18 protein-coding genes are annotated in these 17,613 nt (G+C 55.1%); 8 read left to right on the forward strand and 10 right to left on the reverse strand.

Going from position 1 to position 17,613, the window contains the following annotated elements:
• Positions 1-69: 69 nt before the first annotated feature.
• The 7 genes from AC16KF_RS10385 to AC16KF_RS10415 are packed head-to-tail and all read right to left on the reverse strand — an operon-like array spanning position 70 to position 7,708.
• The gene (locus AC16KF_RS10385; protein ID WP_484037244.1) at positions 70-1,131 is read right to left on the reverse strand and encodes a hypothetical protein; all 1,062 of its coding nucleotides are present in this window, start codon (positions 1,129-1,131) and stop codon (positions 70-72) included.
• A complete protein-coding gene (locus tag AC16KF_RS10390) occupies positions 1,131-2,888 on the reverse strand; it encodes a glutamate mutase L (protein ID WP_484037245.1) in 1,758 nt (585 codons plus the stop codon). Before AC16KF_RS10390 ends, AC16KF_RS10385 begins: the two co-directional genes overlap by 1 nt.
• 3 nt (positions 2,889-2,891) lie before the next feature.
• Complete coding sequence (locus tag AC16KF_RS10395) at positions 2,892-3,569, reverse strand: hypothetical protein (protein ID WP_484037246.1); 678 nt, start codon at positions 3,567-3,569, stop codon at positions 2,892-2,894.
• Positions 3,570-3,571: 2 nt separating this feature from the next.
• Entirely contained in the window at positions 3,572-6,124 is a 2,553-nt protein-coding gene (locus AC16KF_RS10400; protein WP_484037247.1) for a hypothetical protein, read from the reverse strand.
• A 2-nt stretch (positions 6,125-6,126) separates the two neighbouring features.
• Complete coding sequence (locus tag AC16KF_RS10405; RefSeq protein ID WP_484037248.1) at positions 6,127-6,738, reverse strand: hypothetical protein; 612 nt, start codon at positions 6,736-6,738, stop codon at positions 6,127-6,129.
• On the reverse strand, positions 6,738-7,472 hold the full coding sequence (locus tag AC16KF_RS10410; RefSeq protein WP_484037249.1) for a DUF6754 domain-containing protein: 735 nt from the start codon (positions 7,470-7,472) through the stop codon (positions 6,738-6,740). The genes AC16KF_RS10405 and AC16KF_RS10410 overlap by 1 nt, the downstream gene beginning before the upstream one ends.
• A complete protein-coding gene (locus AC16KF_RS10415; RefSeq protein ID WP_484037250.1) occupies positions 7,469-7,708 on the reverse strand; it encodes a hypothetical protein in 240 nt (79 codons plus the stop codon). The genes AC16KF_RS10410 and AC16KF_RS10415 overlap by 4 nt, the downstream gene beginning before the upstream one ends.
• A 149-nt stretch (positions 7,709-7,857) precedes the next feature.
• Between AC16KF_RS10415 and AC16KF_RS10420 the strand changes: the two genes are divergently transcribed.
• The 7 genes from AC16KF_RS10420 (at position 7,858) to AC16KF_RS10450 (ending at position 14,012) form a co-directional block, all read left to right on the forward strand.
• The gene (locus AC16KF_RS10420; RefSeq protein WP_484037251.1) at positions 7,858-8,253 is read left to right on the forward strand and encodes a cobalamin B12-binding domain-containing protein; all 396 of its coding nucleotides are present in this window, start codon (positions 7,858-7,860) and stop codon (positions 8,251-8,253) included.
• A gap of 45 nt (positions 8,254-8,298) precedes the next feature.
• Entirely contained in the window at positions 8,299-8,958 is a 660-nt protein-coding gene (locus AC16KF_RS10425) for a type II restriction-modification system restriction endonuclease (protein ID WP_484037252.1), read from the forward strand.
• Entirely contained in the window at positions 8,958-10,415 is a 1,458-nt protein-coding gene (locus AC16KF_RS10430) for an SAM-dependent methyltransferase (RefSeq protein WP_484037253.1), read from the forward strand. Before AC16KF_RS10425 ends, AC16KF_RS10430 begins: the two co-directional genes overlap by 1 nt.
• A gap of 4 nt (positions 10,416-10,419) precedes the next feature.
• Positions 10,420-11,487 carry a methylmalonyl Co-A mutase-associated GTPase MeaB gene (gene meaB / locus AC16KF_RS10435; protein WP_484037254.1) on the forward strand — a complete coding sequence of 356 codons (1,068 nt, stop codon included), beginning with the start codon at positions 10,420-10,422 and terminating at the stop codon, positions 11,485-11,487.
• The gene (locus tag AC16KF_RS10440; protein WP_484037255.1) at positions 11,484-12,479 is read left to right on the forward strand and encodes a ribose-phosphate diphosphokinase; all 996 of its coding nucleotides are present in this window, start codon (positions 11,484-11,486) and stop codon (positions 12,477-12,479) included. Before meaB ends, AC16KF_RS10440 begins: the two co-directional genes overlap by 4 nt.
• 87 nt (positions 12,480-12,566) lie before the next feature.
• Positions 12,567-13,370 (forward strand): bifunctional DNA-formamidopyrimidine glycosylase/DNA-(apurinic or apyrimidinic site) lyase, encoded by an 804-nt coding sequence (gene mutM, locus AC16KF_RS10445; protein WP_484037256.1) that lies wholly within the window; start codon positions 12,567-12,569, stop codon positions 13,368-13,370.
• 3 nt (positions 13,371-13,373) lie between these two features.
• Positions 13,374-14,012 carry a hypothetical protein gene (locus tag AC16KF_RS10450; RefSeq protein WP_484037257.1) on the forward strand — a complete coding sequence of 213 codons (639 nt, stop codon included), beginning with the start codon at positions 13,374-13,376 and terminating at the stop codon, positions 14,010-14,012.
• Positions 14,013-14,033: 21 nt separating this feature from the next.
• On the opposite strand, the gene AC16KF_RS10455 is transcribed toward AC16KF_RS10450, so the two are convergent.
• Genes AC16KF_RS10455 through AC16KF_RS10465 form a run of 3 tightly spaced genes read right to left on the reverse strand, consistent with a single transcriptional unit; the run spans position 14,034 to position 15,942 of the window.
• A complete protein-coding gene (locus AC16KF_RS10455) occupies positions 14,034-14,882 on the reverse strand; it encodes a universal stress protein (protein WP_484037258.1) in 849 nt (282 codons plus the stop codon).
• Positions 14,879-15,430 (reverse strand): chromate transporter, encoded by a 552-nt coding sequence (locus AC16KF_RS10460; RefSeq protein ID WP_484037259.1) that lies wholly within the window; start codon positions 15,428-15,430, stop codon positions 14,879-14,881. Before AC16KF_RS10460 ends, AC16KF_RS10455 begins: the two co-directional genes overlap by 4 nt.
• On the reverse strand, positions 15,427-15,942 hold the full coding sequence (locus AC16KF_RS10465) for a chromate transporter (RefSeq protein WP_484037260.1): 516 nt from the start codon (positions 15,940-15,942) through the stop codon (positions 15,427-15,429). The genes AC16KF_RS10460 and AC16KF_RS10465 overlap by 4 nt, the downstream gene beginning before the upstream one ends.
• 175 nt (positions 15,943-16,117) lie before the next feature.
• Between AC16KF_RS10465 and AC16KF_RS10470 the strand changes: the two genes are divergently transcribed.
• Positions 16,118-17,608: an aspartate ammonia-lyase gene (locus AC16KF_RS10470; RefSeq protein WP_484037261.1), complete on the forward strand. Its 1,491-nt coding sequence runs from the start codon at positions 16,118-16,120 to the stop codon at positions 17,606-17,608.
• The last annotated feature ends 5 nt before the right edge of the window (positions 17,609-17,613 follow it).

Consider the following 17,613-nt stretch of genomic DNA (forward strand, 5'->3'; position numbering starts at 1 on the left):
CGTTCATTCTCCTATGCAAGTCATCGTCATTCGGCTAACGTTCGTTTTGCCTCAGACGAATTTTAAATATTATCCCACAACTTCAAGATTTACCAAAGGCGCGATCACGGTCTCGCCATTCTCCAGGCGCACATCCGCCGCCGCCGCGCGCAAACCGCTGGCAAGTTCGCTCAACCCCGGGCGCAAGTTCGCAATCGACCCGATCATTCCCGCGTGAGGCTGGCGCTTCATACGCACAGTTTGCCCCACCGCGAATGTATCGTATGAATTCGGCTCCTCGGGTTCGTTGGTCACCGGCAATGGGATGATCACCTCGGGGCGGTTGCCGTTATACCGATCAAAATGCTCCGCGTTCACTGTGGCGTCGCGTTTATCGTTCGTGGTGAGCAACTTAAATGCCGCCGAGTTCATCGGCATGGCGCCGAACCCATCCAGAACAAGGATGGGGTATTTCATTTGATACGCCAATTGCAACAGCGAAGAATACATGCTCGAGAGGACAAGCCCGCGCACGGGCACATCTGCCGCCGCGCGCAGAGTGTCGGCGTCGCGCACATGCCCGCCGAGGATCACCGAACCGCGCACGCTCACATCGAGTCGGTCGGCGGTCAAAACATCATCGGGCTTTTCGATCAGGCTGATCATCGAGCCGTTGTCGATCCGTCCGTTCCCCCACACTCCCTGAATGAGCGCGCCCGCCGTGCGAATCACAACGCCCTTTTCAGGGATGATCTGCGTCACCACGCCGGGCAAACCCGCGCGGAGTTCGATCTTCGCATCGCCCACTTCCATCAGAATCTGCCCCCCGCCCGCCACCATCACGCGCCCAGCGCGAGGCGCGCGAATACTGCGCGAGAACATCCCGCCGCTTTCGGCAACCAATGCGCCTTGCGCCACGCGGTCGCGTTCGTTCACCTTGATCATGCGGTCGGCAAGTTTCGCCGGCACATTGAACGTTCGCGCCACATCGATCAGCGCATGTTCGCGCGCGAAGTTCGCCTCGGCGATCACATCCGTAGGGCTCACGCGCTGGTTCAAATGCGCGTTCACCTTGCCAGCCACCGGCAAGAGGCGTTCGCGCACGATCGTGGCAAGCGGCAGAATATGTAAAACAGGCGCAAGCATCGTCATTAACCTCCCACCGCATGAGACCAGCGCTTCATCAACTCGCGCCGGCGCACCGCATCGGCTGGAAGATTCAACGGGCGCCCCCGCGCATCGATGACGACGCCCAACGCGCCGCCCGTCACAGTGACGGTTCCGCTTCTTCCCGCGCCCAAGCCTGCGTCTGCCCGTCGAAGCGGACTCAACGCCAGGCGGGCAGTCTGGCCGCTTGGCAGGGGAATGATCTCCAGCCCGCCGAATTTCACATCCGCTCGCGCCTCGGTCTTATCCGCGTAGGTAAGTTTGGCGCGGAGGATGGTCTCGCCGTAGTTCGCCGAGGCGATCACCGACACAACCGTTCCCATGCCGATGAACGCGCCAGATTCGATCACCTGCACCGGCAGGTAATGACTTCGTGTTGCCGCCGCGCCCAGCATCGGCAGAAGGTTATTCTGATCGAGCAAAAACGGCATAATGCCGACGGGTTGAATCGCATCCAGCAATAACAATAGACTTTGCCCCACCGAACCGCTATCGGCAATCGCGCCGCCGCCTGCGATCAGCAAGTCGAGCTTCGGCATCAGGTCGGCGCGCGAAGCGCGCGCGCTGGCGGGGAAGTTTTTCTGCGCGGAGCGCACAGCAAGATACAACGCCTGTCTCGCAATGGCTTGCATAATGGCGTGTTCATCCTGCGTGGCAGGGATGGTGGACGGATACAACGATTTCTGAAAGAGGAACTCGCGCAACGTGTTCGACGATATATCAAGCCGCATCCAACGCATGATCTGTTCGATCTCGGTATATTGCAGGAGCGCGCCGAGGTTCTCGCCCAACCCAAACTGAGGGTACACCCCCAGCGCCAATTCGCCATTGAAGCCCGCCGCAACCGTCGCCGCCGAGGCGCCCATGTTCACACTCAACAACCCCCGCGTCGATTCGTACAGCCGGCTCAAAAAGCGGATCATGCGCCCTTGCGCATACGCGGTCGGCAGTAAATTTCCCGATGTCGAGTTATACAACTCGTCCACGCCTTTGATCTGCCGCTGACGGAGGTTCGTCACCAATGACGCGAGCACATTGCTGGCTGGTTCCAGGTCTTCCACTTCAAGCGACGGGCGCACGTTCGGGCTGACCTGCAATTTCCCGGCATGACCGCCGAGCAATTCCCGCACATCGTTGGCAAGTTTGTGATTCCCCGCGTAAAGCACCATGGGACGTTTTTCGCCGGGCATCAGATAACAGGCAAGCCCAACGGCTTCGAGCATCTTCAGCATCGAGCGCGAGGCGCCGCCATCCGTGCCGCCGGTGAGGATGACGAGGTCCGGTCGCGATCTCACGATGGAATCCAATTGCTGGTCGGGGCGGCGTTTGTCCGAGAGGTCGAGGGTGTCGACCACGCGGCTGTATGTGGATTCAGCCAAACGTCGCGCGCTCTGAAGCGAAACATCCGAAAGCAAGCCGGCGATCACAGTTTTCACCGCCGGTCCCGCCGACATGGTGGCGACCACCCCATCCACGCCGGAACCGTCGGGTTGCGCGGGCGTGATGATGTTATTATCTTGTGAACCGAGCAAGGTTGCGCCGGTCACAGCCTGCAAATTTTGTATCGCTTCGCGCACGCCGATGCCGATATGCTTGAATGGCGCCTCCGCGGTGGAGGGAGCCTGCCCGGAGGCGACAAAACGATACTCGCCCTCGACCACATCAAACAACACGGCGCGCGTTACAGACGCGCCCACATCAATGGCGAGGATGGATTCGGTTTGGACAAGGGATGCAGGCATACGTTATATTCCAGCCAACTGGCGGATGAAATTGATCATCGAACTCAACCGTTCGATCATGGCGGTCAACGCCGCCATGTACACACCGGCGAATAATGTCCCAAAGGTGATGGCAATGAAAACTTTCCCGAGCCACGCCACGCCCTCGAAGAAGGGATTGCGTTTGGGCGTTCCATCTGGCGCGCGCCCGGCGCTGAACTGAAAATATCCCAACACCGCCACCGTGCCAGCCAGCATGATCGCGCCTTGCGCCAAACGAGTGAACGCCTGCGCGGCATCCAAGCCGCGCACATCGAACATATCCATTGCCGCCAGCGACTGGGGGATCAACGTGCCGAGCATTGCCCCGCCTATGGCGGTGGCGGCTCCCACCCCGGCCAAAATTGCCATGGCAAAGTTGCCGATCCACGAAATGCGCGGCAAAAGTTTGGTAAACAAGGTGAAGCAAAGGATGAAGGGAATGACCGCCAAAATCAACTGGGCTGGGTCGTTGTTCCTCAATGGATTGAACAGTTTTGGGATTAACACATAATGCCAGATGGCGGCGGCGGCATAACCGGACGAAACGCCGATGAATAGGTATACAGCCAAACGAAATAACGGATTATCGCCGATCAAATAACTGAAGATCAGCAAAGTGAGGATCAACCCAACAAGCCCGGCGAGAAAATCGATGGACATGGCTATCCCGCCTCCGCCGCGTTACGCCTTGCGCGCAAGCCCGCAATCAGGCTCCACAGGCTTCCAAAGACCATCATCACAACGCCCAACACCATGCCAATTCCGAACGCGTCCCAATAAATGCGCGCGATGCCAGGACGGCTGTTGTTGACAAATTCATAACGAGCCGCGTCTGCCAGCCCGCCCACCATCCCATTGATCTGTTCCGAGTCGACGTAGGGTTGCAGTAACGGCGTTGCCTGGGCGCTTGCCGCGAACAAAAGCGGTTGAAACGCAAAGTAGCCTGTATCTGCCTGATTCCTCGCCACCAGTTGCTCCACCCACAACCGACCGGATTCTCCGTTATCGGTGAGCACAACCACAGCGGCATATTCTGAGAATGCGGCTTCCACCGCGCCGGGCATGGCAGTAGACGGCGCATTGATAAATTCACGCACCCCGGAAGCGCCGCCAGGCAGATAGCCTAAATTCACGTAGTTGGCGCCGGGTTGGTAATTGATCCCCGCCGGCGAACTGATCCCGGTATTGAGCAGAAGTCGATTCACCAGCCCCGTCCCGCTCGGCGACGTGGAAATGAAAACCAGCCGGGCGCGCGTGGTCAGCACGAGGTGATCGAGCAAGGGTCCGCTGACCGCTTCCAGTTCAGGCGCGAGCGCCGGCTCATAATCGATGACGACCAAAATGCTGGAGTTTTGCGGCAGGCGGGTAATAATGCTCACGATCGCCCGCACCGGCGCCGGCAGGTCGGTGGAGATCGGCAGGTTCTGCGTTCGCATAAAAATCATCGCGCTCAACACAATAAGGAAGAGACCAGACAACACCCAACGGAGAATCCGTTGCGATGTGACGATGGATTGCGCGCCGATTGCCCGCGCGGTAGTTTCGCCTGCCAGCACAGATTCAAGGATCGACGCCGCCGATTGTTGCTCGTCGGAGGCTTGCAACTTCAGCGAGATCGCTTTGGGGCGGCGCGACGAGCCGATCGGGGCAACGGGGATGACTCCCTGCAACCCCGCCAGCGGACCTTCCCGCTCCGCTTCGTCCGACATTGAAACTGGCTCGGCAACTACAGCCGATTCGGCGGGACGCATGGCTTGCACCCATGCAGGCAGGCTCTCCGGGGCAAGCGATTCATCAGACGATTCAGATGGCGCGGGCATTTGTTGCGGCGCATCTGCTTCAAACTTCGATTCAGACTCAGACAACCACGCCGGCATCTCCACAGAGAATAACGAGTCGATATCCTGGTTCGATAACGATCCCGCATCCATAGGGGCTGGGATAAAGCCCGGGTCGATGGGAACAGGTTGAAGCGGGGAATGAGCCGCCGCATCATCATCCTTGAACCAATCTGAAAGCGCGCCGGGCGCCGGCATAGATGGTTCCTCGGTCGCGCTCTTCAGCCAATCGGGAACCGCATCACCGCCATCGAGCGACCCGGTGGGAATCTTTGTGAACGGCGAAGTGGATTCGGCGGGCGTTGGGTTGATGAGAGTTTCCTGCCCGCCGCCTTTCAACCATTCGAGATTGTTATCGGACGGCTTCTCCTCAAACGGCGACACTTTTTGACCCTCTTGCGGCGTCAGCCAATTGAGGGCTTCGGCGGGCGAAACCGGCATGGATGATTCGTCTTGCGTGAGCGGTATCTCTACACCGCCGAGATTGTTCAGCCATGAAAGATCATCGGGAGTAGAGGCGGGTTTTTGTTCTTCGGGTTGAGCGGGCGTTGGCGCGTCGAACGCGATGGCAGATGAGCCGCCGAGTTGATTCAACCAGCTTAGATCGTCCGGCGTCGAGGCGTCCGCACCGGGCAAAGAATCTGACGCGAACGCCGGAGCAGACGATGATTGTTCGGCTTGTTTTGTTGAGTCTTCGAGCTCGTGAAGCCAACTCAGATCTTCCGGTTCTTTGGCAGGCTCAGGCTGGTTAAAAGCAGGCAACGAGGCGGCATCGGTCATCCAACCCAGTTCATTGGGTTCGATTTCAACGGGAGGGCTTGCCTCTGTCGAGGCTTGCGCGAACCATTCCGATAGTTCGTCTTTTGATTGGGTTTGCGCCGAATCGGTCGAACCGCTCATCCACACCGGCATGTTTTCCGATTGCGAGGCAGGCTCTTCTTCGGCGCGCGGGAGTTGCGGTTCAGGATCGTTTTTTTCAAATTGGGCGAAGAAGTCTGAAATCGATTCCGGCGCGGATGGTTTTTCAGCCTCGCTTGTTTTTCCAGGCGGATTGATCCCCGCCAGCCAATCGGGCGTTTCATCTCCATCATCAGTTGCCTGCGCGGCAAGCCCAGCTAACAGATCGGGCGGCTCATTGCTGACTTTGGGTTTGGCGGCTTCTTCCGCGGCATTTTCCTCCGCCGATTCCCGCGCCTGTTGCCGGACATCCTTCAACCATTGCGGCAGGATCGGCTCGAGTTCGCCGGTATGTTTCTTGACGGGGCTTTCTCCAAACTGGACAGAAGACTCGGCTCTCAGCGGCGCCTGGCAGAACTGGCAGTTATCCAGAAAATCCGGGTTTTCCTTTCCGCAGTTGGGACATTGCAAGCCGTCCATGGTTAATTCCCCCCATACGGGCGGTCGATGCCGAACAGCACGCGCAACCCGGTCAACAATGTTCCAAGCGCGATGCCAAGCAACAAACCGCGCGCGCCGCCGCGCGAGAAGGCGTTCACGAAATCGAGCAATTGCTGTGCGCCTGGCAACTGTCCTATCGGCGTGGGCATGATCAGGATCAACACTAAAATTGCGACCACTAAAAAGATGACAGACATTAAATCTGCGCGCCGGCGCAACAGCCGGATGCTGGCGTAGATCAGGGTGACGACAAGGATCGCCATCAGCGCGCTTTCCACCGGCACGATGATCGCGTCTATTGCCAGGCGCATGAATGGGTTTTCCGGGCCGAGGAGCAAGCCAAACCCTGTGGTAAAGATTAGAGCGATGACAAGAAGCACGCTATAGATTCCACCAGCCTGACGGGCGCGAAATTTTTCCATGTGAACGAAAATGAGGTTGATGATGCCGATCAATGCGGCGAACGCCCCTATGATGATCGCCCAATCGGTAATGAGCGACCCGATATAGCTCAACGCATCCGCGTCGATGAAATAGCCGAGCAGAACCAGAATACCAGCCGCAATGGCGAATGCCGCCGTAAAGACTCGCATCAGAAAGCCAGCCCGATCAGTTTCAACAATGAGCCACCAAGAATAACGACGATCAGGATCCAGCGCAACACATCCTGTGTGTTCAAACTTGCTTCATGAGACAAGCCCGCTCCCACGTACGCGCCGGAGGCAAATAATTCTTCGCCGATCAATGGGTCTTGTGAAGCCGCGTAAAAGATGGACTGCGCTGTGAGGTTGTCGCTTGCGCCGATGAGACTGGCGTCTTGCCGGTCCGCGCCTTCGGCAACGAGGGCGGCTTCGGGACCCAGGTCGCCGATGATGATGTTGGCGGAAACGTTGTCGTCGCGGGAGATGGGAATCGTCCCGGCGGCGTAGGCAAAAGGCGAGAGACCAGTCACCCGTCCGGCGGTGACGCGGAATTGTTCCTCTGCCCCAGCCGCGCGATACCCGGATTGCGACGTGTCTTGTGAGAGGATCGTGATGGCGGCATCCCCAGAGGTGACGATTGGCGGGCGATCGCTGACCGAAGTCCGTTCGGCGATTCGTCGCACGAGCGCCAGCCCTGCCAGAGCCGAGCCGCCGCGCGCGGTAAAGAAGTTGCCGCGTCCCAGTGAGATGTGAAGCCGGGTTCCGTTTTCAACCGCCAAGCCGATCTCGCGGTTGAGACGATCAAAAGCAGGGATGCGCCGAAGCGTGGCTGGCGATCTCCGCCGCAACGCGAGAAAGATAACGAAAAGCAGGACAACGATAACGACGATTCCCAGCGCGATCATGCCGCCCTCCCGCCGCGCAAGATGCGAGCAAAGGCTTGAGTCTCTTGATCTGATTCGAGCATGCGAGCAATCGCCGTTGTGTGTTTCCCGCCAATGAAAGGTTGGGTGATGTACATCACCTGCGCGCCAAACACGGTTAGAGGAGCGCCTGCATCGAGGACCCATGCAACGAGTCCGTCGAGTTTGAGTCTCTGCAGGGATTCAGCCCACTGAGTCCAATCCGTTTCCGATTGCATGGTCAAAGTATAGCATATTTTGATTCATGAGCCGGCGCATGGAACGCGCTGTGAATTTCAAAGTCGTTGCGAAGAAGCGGAGGTCTCTGAGTGAAAAACCCAACAACCCTCATAGTATAATCACGCCAGATTTCATTCGCGGAGGACGCATGAACGAGCAAAAAATTCGTGTTTTGGTTGCCAAACCCGGTCTCGATGGGCATGACCGCGGCGCAAAAGTCGTCGCGCGGGCATTGCGAGACGCCGGCATGGAGGTCATTTATACCGGCTTACGCCAGACTCCGGAAATGATCGCCGAAGCGGCATTGCAAGAAGACGTGGATGTGGTCGGGCTATCCATCCTCTCTGGGGCGCACATGGCGCTCGCGCCGCGCATCGTGGAGTTGCTCAAGTCTAACGGGCAGGACAAGGTGAAAGTTTTTATCGGAGGCATCGTCCCTGACGAAGACATGCCTCGTTTGAAGGAGATGGGCATCACCGGTATTTACGGTCCCGGCGCTTCGACGGAGGATATCGTCAAGGATATCCGCGAGGCGATGAAGTAGTTCGTACTGCGTGTTGCGTATTGCGTACCTTCGAGTGGAGAACAGATGCCTAAACTGACGATCCAAATACTAAAACGAGAAGCTCAAAAGTTTTCGCAAATGGAATCCAGCCACAAGGAGAAAAGTTTGTTTGGGGTGACAGACGGGAAGGCTGTCGGAACGTATCTTGAACATAAATTCAAACAATATTTGAGAGGCAAGTATGAATTTGAAGAGGGCAGTTCCGCGAGCGGGATAGATTTTCCCGGCCTGAATGTGGACATGAAGGTTACAAGCATTACTCAACCTCAATCGTCGTGTCCTTTCAAATCCGCGCGGCAAAAGATATATGGTCTAGGGTATTCGCTTCTTGTCTTTGTCTACCAAAAGGCAGATCAGCCGAAATTCAAGACTGCAACCTTGGACATCCTCCACACCATTTTTGTAGAATTGGATAGAACCGCCGACTTTGTAACCACAAAGGGTCTATTAAATATCCTACAGAACGACGGCAACCAAGAGGATTTGGTTGCTTTTATGTTTGACAGAAACCTGCCCATAGATGAAATTGAAGCGGGCAAAATCGCCAACGAGATTTTACTCAACCCTCCAAAGCTCGGATTTCTAACAATTTCCAATGCCTTACAATGGAGATTGCAATATTCCAGAGCCATTGAAAAGGCCGGTCAAGAAGACGGCGTCGTTTTGGTTTATCGAGCAAAATAATGGTCGCCTCACTCGAAAAAAACAAAAAAATCGAATATGGGGATTTTCAGACTCCCAAAGAGCTGGCTGATTTGGTTTGCAAGAAACTGCTGGAGATCGGCATAATTCCAAACTTCGTCATTGAGCCGACGTGCGGCTTAGGAACATTCATCGAATCTGCCGCTCAGATATTCCCACATGTCAAGAAATTTATTGGCGTTGAAGTCAACACAGAATATATCGAGAAATTCACTTCGAAGATACAAACCTTTCCCTGCCCGGAAGCCGTTGAGATCAGGGAAGGCGACTTCTTTAATTTCAACTGGAACGATTTACTCAAAGAAACAAAAGGGGATGTTCTTGTCTTAGGGAACTTCCCCTGGGTTACAAATGCCACTCAAGGCTCAATCGGCGGGACGAACCTCCCTAATAAAGAAAATTTTCAAAACCTGAGCGGCTTGGACGCTATGACTGGTAAAAGCAACTTCGATATTTCCGAATTCATGCTGATCAAAGTTTCCGAATGGTTTTTGCATCGCAAAGGATACCTTGCAATGCTTGTCAAAACGTCGGTTGCCAGAAAATTCCTGAGCCATCTCTACAAATCGAATAAAGGGCTGGCTTCCTCCGCAATCTACCATATTGACGCCATGAAATATTTCAGGGCGGCAGTGGACGCCTGTTTGCTATATTGCCATTTCGATCCATCAATGCACAATTACGACTATGATGTTTTCGATTCTCTATCAAGTCAAGCTAAGCATCAAGTTGGTCATCGCCAAGGATTGACTGTAAGAGATTTGAATGCCTTTGATGAGCTTGAATTTCTGCTTGGCGCTTCCAGCGAAAAATGGCGTTCGGGGATCAAGCATGATTGTTCCGAAATCATGGAACTCACGGAAAATGACGGAACATTACTAAATGGTTTGGGCGAAGTTGTAAATGTTGAGACGGATTTCATTTACCCGCTATTAAAAGGCTCAGATATAGCCAACAATAGGATTTCAGAGACGAAACGATCCATGATTGTGACGCAAAGGTCTGTAGGTGAAGAAACCAAGCCACTTAAAATCATCGCTCCGAAACTATGGTCATACCTTGAATCTCATGCAAACTATTTAGATTCTCGGAAAAGCAAAATTTATCAGAACAATCCTCGTTTTTCAATTTTTGGAATTGGATCATATACTTTTGCTCCATGGAAAATTGCAATTTGTAGCCTGTATAAAAACCTGAATTTTCGGCTTATAGGTCAGGCGCAAAGCAAACCGATTGTTTTCGACGATACAATTTATTTTTTGAGTTTCGAAAATCATGAAGAAGCCAAAGATGTTTTTGATTTTTTACTTTCCGAAAACGCACAAACATTTTTATCCGCTCTAATCTTCTGGGATGAAAAACGCCCAATTAAGACTAGCATCCTGAACAACCTGAAAATTCCGAATTCACGAGGGATTGTTCAGCAAGAGATGTTTTAACGCCATGACAAATGCGATAACATTAATCCTCGAAGGCAACCGCCTCGCGTTGGCGCGACTGCTCACGCAGGTGGAAAATGATTCGCCCGAGGGACGCGCCGCGCTTGCGGAACTGTTTCCGCACACCGGCAAGGCGCATCTCATTGGAGTGACCGGCGCGCCGGGGACGGGGAAATCCTCGCTCGTCAATCAACTCGCATTGCACTATCGCAAAACGGACGCTTCGCGTAAAAAAGTCGCGGTCATCGCAGTGGACCCGTCGAGCCCGTTCACGGGCGGAGCGGTGCTGGGAGACCGCGTGCGTATGCGCGATCTCTCCGGCGATGACGGCGTGTTCATCCGCTCGATGGCTTCGCGCGGTTCGGTCGGCGGAATCGCGCAGACGACCGCCGCATTCGCGCAGGTCTTCGATGCGGCTGGCTATGAGATCGTCATCGTCGAAACCGTCGGCGCGGGGCAAAGCGAAGTGGATATTGCAAGACTCGCGCACACCACTGTTGTTGTCGAAGCGCCGGGCTTGGGCGACGATATCCAAGCCATCAAAGCGGGAATTTTAGAAATCGCCGATGTGCTTGTCATCAACAAAGCGGATCGCCCCGGCGTGGAGCATACGGAACGCGCGCTTCGTTCCATGCTTGCGCTTGCTCACCCAACCCCGCGCGTCTATCGCCATCACGGACAGGCAATGACGGTTATGGTTCCAGCCGGGTCGAAAAATCTCCCAGCCCTCGAGCCAGACTCTTCTGCGGCTCAAAGTGACTCGGCGATTTGGATTCCCCCCATCAACAAAACGGTTGCGACCGAGGGCAAGGGAATCGCGGAGGTTGCCGAAGCGATTGCGAAGCACGCCGAGCATCTCCGCATCACCGGCGATTGGGCTTCCCGCGACCGCGCCAGGTTGAGGTCCGAGTTGGAAACGGCTTTGCAGGAGGCGTTGATGAGTCGCTTTTTCAAGAATATCCAAAACAAAACATATAATGAAGTCGTCGAACAAGTCGTCGAACGAACTCTATCACCGCATGAGGCGGTGAAGAAATTATTGAACGGAAACTCAAAGCAGGAGAAGGTATGAACCAGCAAGGACATCATCACGATATGAAAATGTACGGCGAGATTAAACTGTACTCGGGCACCGGCTCGCCCGACCTCGCGCAAAAGATCGCTAATTATTTGAACCAGCAACTCAGCCCGCGCGAGGTGATCCAGTTTCCCAACGAAAACATCTTCGTCAAGTTGACGCGCAGCGCGCGCGGGCAGGATGTGTATGTGATCCAAACCACCTCCTCGCCGGTGCATTACAACCTGATGGAACTGCTGATCATGATCCAGACCATCCGCCTCGATTCGGCGGCGCGCATCACGGCGGTCGTCCCGTATTTATGTTATGGGCGTTCGGATAAAAAAGACCAGCCGCGCGTGCCGATCACCGCGCGCCTCGTCTGCGACATGATCGAAAGCGCGGGCGCGGACCGCTACATGACCTTCGACCCGCATGCCGGTCAAATTCAGGGTTTCTTCTCGATCCCCGGCGATGTGCTGACCGCCTCGCACATGATCACCGCGCACATCAACAAAAACATGCGCGCGCAGATGAAAAAACTCGTGGTGGTTGCCACCGATCTGGGTTTCGCCAAAAAGGGACGCAACTATGCCCGCGACCTGAACGCGTCGATCGCTTTCATTGAAAAAAGGCGCACAGCCAACGACTCAAAAGCCAAAGCCTTAACGCTGATCGGCAACGTAAAAGATAAGGACGTTTTGATCGTGGACGATGAAGTGCTCACCGGCGGCTCCATCGAGCAGGCGGTCGGCGTGGTCACAAAGAACGGCGCGCGGAATATCTATCTGGCGTTCATCCACCCGGTCTTTTCGGAAGACGGCGCGAAACGACTGGCAAAACTACCGATCAAACACATAATCACAACCGACACCATCCCAATCGCTCCGAAAATATCGAAACTACTCAAGGGACGGCTCACCGTTCTTTCGATCGCCCCCATGCTGGGAGAGGTCATCCGCCGCGCGCACGAAGGGCGGAGCGTGGGCGAGATGTTCAACGAGTAAGACAAATAAACAGCCATCAGTGGACAGTAGACTGGTTACTGTTCACTGTTCACTGTTCACTGCTCACTAATAACTGGCTACTGAAACATGCCCGAACTTCCCGAAGTTGAAACCATCGCTCGAAAACTAAGACCTGAACTCGTCGGGAGGACGATCCTCTCCGCCGACCTGCGCTGGGCGCGAACGCTTGCAACCCCCTCTCCGAAACAATTCGCCCAACAGATCAAAGGGCAGAAAATTCTAGCGGTTGGCAGGCGCGCAAAATACTTCATCCTTCATCTTTCCACTTTTCAACTCCTCATCCACCTCCGCATGAGCGGCGACCTTCATATTAAAGACAGTGCAAAACAAGCCGAGAAACACGACCGACTTATAATTAAACTATCTGACAACAAGTCGCTGTCATTCAACGACACAAGAAAGTTCGGGCGCGTCTGGCTCCTGGCAGACCCGGCGGAACTCCTCAACACACTCGGTCCCGAACCCCTCAGCAAAGACTTCACGCCGCAGTGGCTCCACGCGGCGCTACATAAAAGACATCGCCACCTCAAACCGCTCCTGCTCGACCAAACCTTCCTCGCCGGGCTGGGCAACATCTACACCGACGAAGCCTTGAACATCGCAAAGATTCATCCGAGGCGCGAGTCAAGTTCAGTCACGGCGAAACAGGCTGAACGTCTGCATGACGCGATCCGCGAGGTGTTGAGCGAGGGCATCCGCCGCAACGGCGCATCCATTGATTGGGTCTATCGCGGCGGAGAATTTCAAAATTATTTTCGAGTGTACGACCGCGAAGGAAAGCCGTGCAAAAACTGCGGCGCGAAGATTAAACGCGTCACAGTTGGTCAACGCGGCACACATTATTGCCCGAATTGTCAAAGGTTAAAGTAGATCATGGAAATCAACTGGTCAATTGCTGGATGGATCATCGCCGTTTTGGTCTTCTACACCATCGGATTTTACGAGGGTCGTAGTACGGGATATAAAAAACGACAGCGTGAAGAAGAGCAAGAATCCGCAAAAACCCAACCGACCCCTGTTGCGGTAGAAGATAACCCCGCCGTTTTGAAACCCAAAAAGGAAAATGAAAATTTCACGCGGGAGTTCGACAGCCCGCCCGCGCTCACTCCTGAATACGACCAGCGATTGAACTATGCGGCGACTCCGCCTGCGCCTCAACCGCCTCTCTCCCAGCCTCTGCCTGCTTCGACCAACCCGGCATCCACTCCTCTTTCGCCGGTTTCCTTCAAACCCGCGGCGAAATCTGCCGAGCCTGCCGCGGAAAAGAAACCCGCCCCGCCGCCGACCAGCATCGTTGGGCAGATCAACCTTGTATTGCAAGAAAAACTTGCCGGGTCGGCGCTGGCAGACCGAGACATTTCAATGAGTCAATCCGCAGAAGGCGGGGTGATCGTCACTGTCGGCGCTTCGCAATATACCGGGGTGGACGAAGTGCCAGACGCCGAAGTGAAAGCGGTGATTCGCGCCGCGATCGCCGAGTGGGAAAAGAAATACACGCCGGGATTGCGCTAGTCGCATCGACGAGCCGAGAAATCAGGTTCGCCGCGTGAACCGCGCGGTTAATACCGGACAAGGCGACGAGTCTGCCACCTCGGCGGTAACATTGGGGGCATAATATTGCCGCAAGGTATTCGCGCTGTACGCCGACCCCATGCAAACAAGATCGTACGCGCCCTCTTTAATCTCAGCCAGAATTTCCTCCACAATAATTCCCTGCCGCGCTTTGGCTGTTGCGTTTAAGCCCGCTCCTTGCGCGATCTCCAATGCTTTTTTGAGACTGCGCCCCGGCAAGGTGTCGGTTTCTGCCAGGTCGTTGACATGCGTTTGCACATTGCGCGTGCTGGGATAATCCAAATCGGTGGGCGGAACCACATACAGGATTGTGACCTCCGCATGGTTGGCTTGCGCAACTTGAACAGCGATGTTCTCCGCGGCTTCGCCATATCCCAGCCCGCCCACGGTGATCAATAATTTTTTCACCGGCAAGCGCGCTTGCGGCACGTACATGATCGGGTTATGAATCTGCTCCATCAACAATCGAATAGAGCGACCCGTGAGCCAGCGCTTGAGTTGCGGTCTTCCCAATGGGCTGACCACCGTGATGAAATCTCCGCGGTTAGCAACCTGGGGGATGATGCGCTCGGATACGCCGTTACGAATCTCAAGGGTATACTCCACTCCCAACCTTTGAAACAACTCCACGGCTTGCGCGAAGATATCCTCCAGCGGATGATGATCGTCTATCGCCGCAGGGTTCAGTTCCTCGGTCACGCCGAGAAGCGTGGCCTTCATTCGCATGGATGAGGCGAGCGCCGCGCCATATTCAATGGCAGACCATGTCCCTTTGAAGCCGTTCGTTACGATGAGAAATTCGGATTTCATTTGAAGCCTCGCCTGCCAAACAGGATAACGCCGAGGATGCCCGCCCCAAGCAAAACGAACGGCGATGGAATTTCAAACCAGAATGCGATCGCGCTGAGAAGCGCGATCAGGATCACGCGGCGGTCTATTTTTTTCTTCGAACCCGCGCGGAACAATTCCCACGCCACCACCACGATCAACGCGGCGACAGCGGGACTCATCCCTGCCACAAAACTAACAAGCCAACTCTCTTGTTGAAAACGCTGTAACAACGATGCAACGATCAACATCAACACCGTGGGCGGCAGGATCGCGCCGAGCAGAGCCGCAAACATGCCGGGGATTCCCCCCGCGGCAAAACCGACGAACATGGCAAGTTTCAATGCCTCGCTACCGGGCAACACATTCGAGAAACCCACCGCCTCGACAAATCGCTCCTCGGTCATGATCTTGCCCACCGCTTCCTCGTATAAAAACCCCACCGATGCGGGACCGGACGGCGAGAGCACGTTCACCTTGAGGAACATCCATAACAAACGAAGCCAGACGGATACTTTTGTTTCGTTCATCGCAAGAGAAAGACCCCGATCAAACCCGCCAGCACGACAACAATACGCGCGGGGGCGTTAAGAAACATGGCGATCAGACTGACGATGCCGATTGCCCAGCCTTCCCATCCGGTGGAACCGCCCTTTTCAAAAATTTTCCATGCCACGAAGAGCATCAATACCGAAATGGCGGGGGTGAGTCCCTCGATGAAACTGCTCAACCACGCCTCGCGCCGCAGACGGTGCAGGATCATCGTCACACCGAGGATGATGAGCGTCGGCGGCAAAATGGATGCGAGCAGAGCGACAAATCCACCGGGAATGCCTGCCACGGCATAGCCGACATACATCGCCAATTGAAGCGCGTCGCTCCCCGGCAACACGGACGATAACCCCACCGCCTGCACAAATTGTCCCTCCGTGACCAGCTTGCCGACAACCTCGTGATACAACAAACCAACGGAGGCGGGACCCGATGTGCTAAGCAGGTTTACTTTGAGAAATATCCAGAAGAGTTCAAGAAGTTGATCCAATGGTTCTCCAAACGAATGGGGTAATTGTACTAGGAAAAGTATCAGTACTTCACGAAAGTTCAGGCGACAGTTCGATTTGCTTCGCAAATCGAACTGTCGCCTACATTGACGCAGTACAACTGCGTCAAGAACCTATTGGTGTAAAATAGATAAAAATCTCATTTGGCGGTTAACAATGTCTTCAAACAATTTTCGCAAAGAAAAAGATTCGCTCGGTGAACTCAATGTCCCAGCCGACGCGCTCTACGGCGTGCAAACCCAACGCGCGGTGGAGAACTTCCCCATCAGCGGACTGCGCCCGTGGCGGGCGTTCATCTGGTCTATCGCGGCGGTCAAACGCGCGGCGGCGTTGGTGAATTTCGAACTTGGATTATTCAACGACCGCGAAGTGGACGGAAAAAAGTTCACCGCGAAACAGTTGGCAGACTCTGTCGCGCAAGCCGCTACCGAAGTGATGGGCGGCAAATGGGATTCGCAATTCGTCGTCGAACCATTTCAGGCGGGCGCGGGGACGAGTCATAACATGAACGCGAATGAGGTCATTGCAAATCGCGCCACGCAGATCCTCGGCGGCGAGCTTGGAAAGTATTATGTTCATCCGAACGATCATGTCAACATGGCGCAGTCCACGAACGATACGATCCCCACGTCGATTCGATTGGGCGCGTTGTGGCGCGTGGATGAATTGTTGACTGCGTTGAAAAATTTACAGTCCGCGTTGGAGGCGAAGGCGAAGGAGTTTGATTCGGTCGTCAAATCGGGTCGCACGCATTTGCAGGATGCCGTGCCGGTGAGATTGGGTCAGGAATTTTCCGCTTATGCCAAAGCCATCGAACGCGACGCGGAACGGGTGCGCCGGTCTGCCGAGGGGTTGCGCAGGCTGGGGATTGGCGGCACAGCCGTCGGATCCGGGTTGAACGCTCATCCCGAGTATCACGCGCGCATGGTGAAGAAATTATCCGAGATCACCGGGCTTGAGTTGCAGACATCCGATAATTTATTTGAATCCATGCAATCGATGGCGGACGCGGCGGACTTTTCATCGTCCCTGCGGACACTCGCCTTGACTTTGATCCGCATCGCCAACGACTTCCGCCTCTTATCCTCTGGACCTTCAACCGGGTTCGATGAAATCAGATTACCCGCCGTTCAGCCGGGTTCGTCCATCATGCCGGGGAAAGTGAATCCCGTGCTGGCTGAGATGTTGGATCAGGCGATGTTCCATGTGGTGGGATGCGACACGACCGTGGCGATGGCGGCGCAGGCGGGACAACTCGAATTGAATGTGATGATGCCGATCATCGCGCACAATTTATTCGAGATGATGCAAGTGGTCATCGGCTCGGTGAACGCGTTCACCGAACGCGCGGTGAAAGGCGTGACCGCCAACCGTGAAAAAGCGGAGGGCTGGCTGGCGAAGAACGCGATCATCGTCACCGCGTTGAATCCCATCATCGGGTATTCACAAGGCGCGGCATTGGTGAAAGAGGCGATGTCGTTGAATGCTTCGATCAAAGAACTCGCTATCGAGAAAGCGAAGGCTGGCACATTGAAACACCGCGACGAGGATAGACCTGTGAAGCCTGAGGAGATCGAGTCGGCGTTGAGTGATTTGCGTAGGTTGACGGAGGGTGGAATTGTGGGAGGCGTGAGCGGCGGAGGATAATATCG

The organism is Candidatus Defluviilinea gracilis (assembly GCF_057138825.1).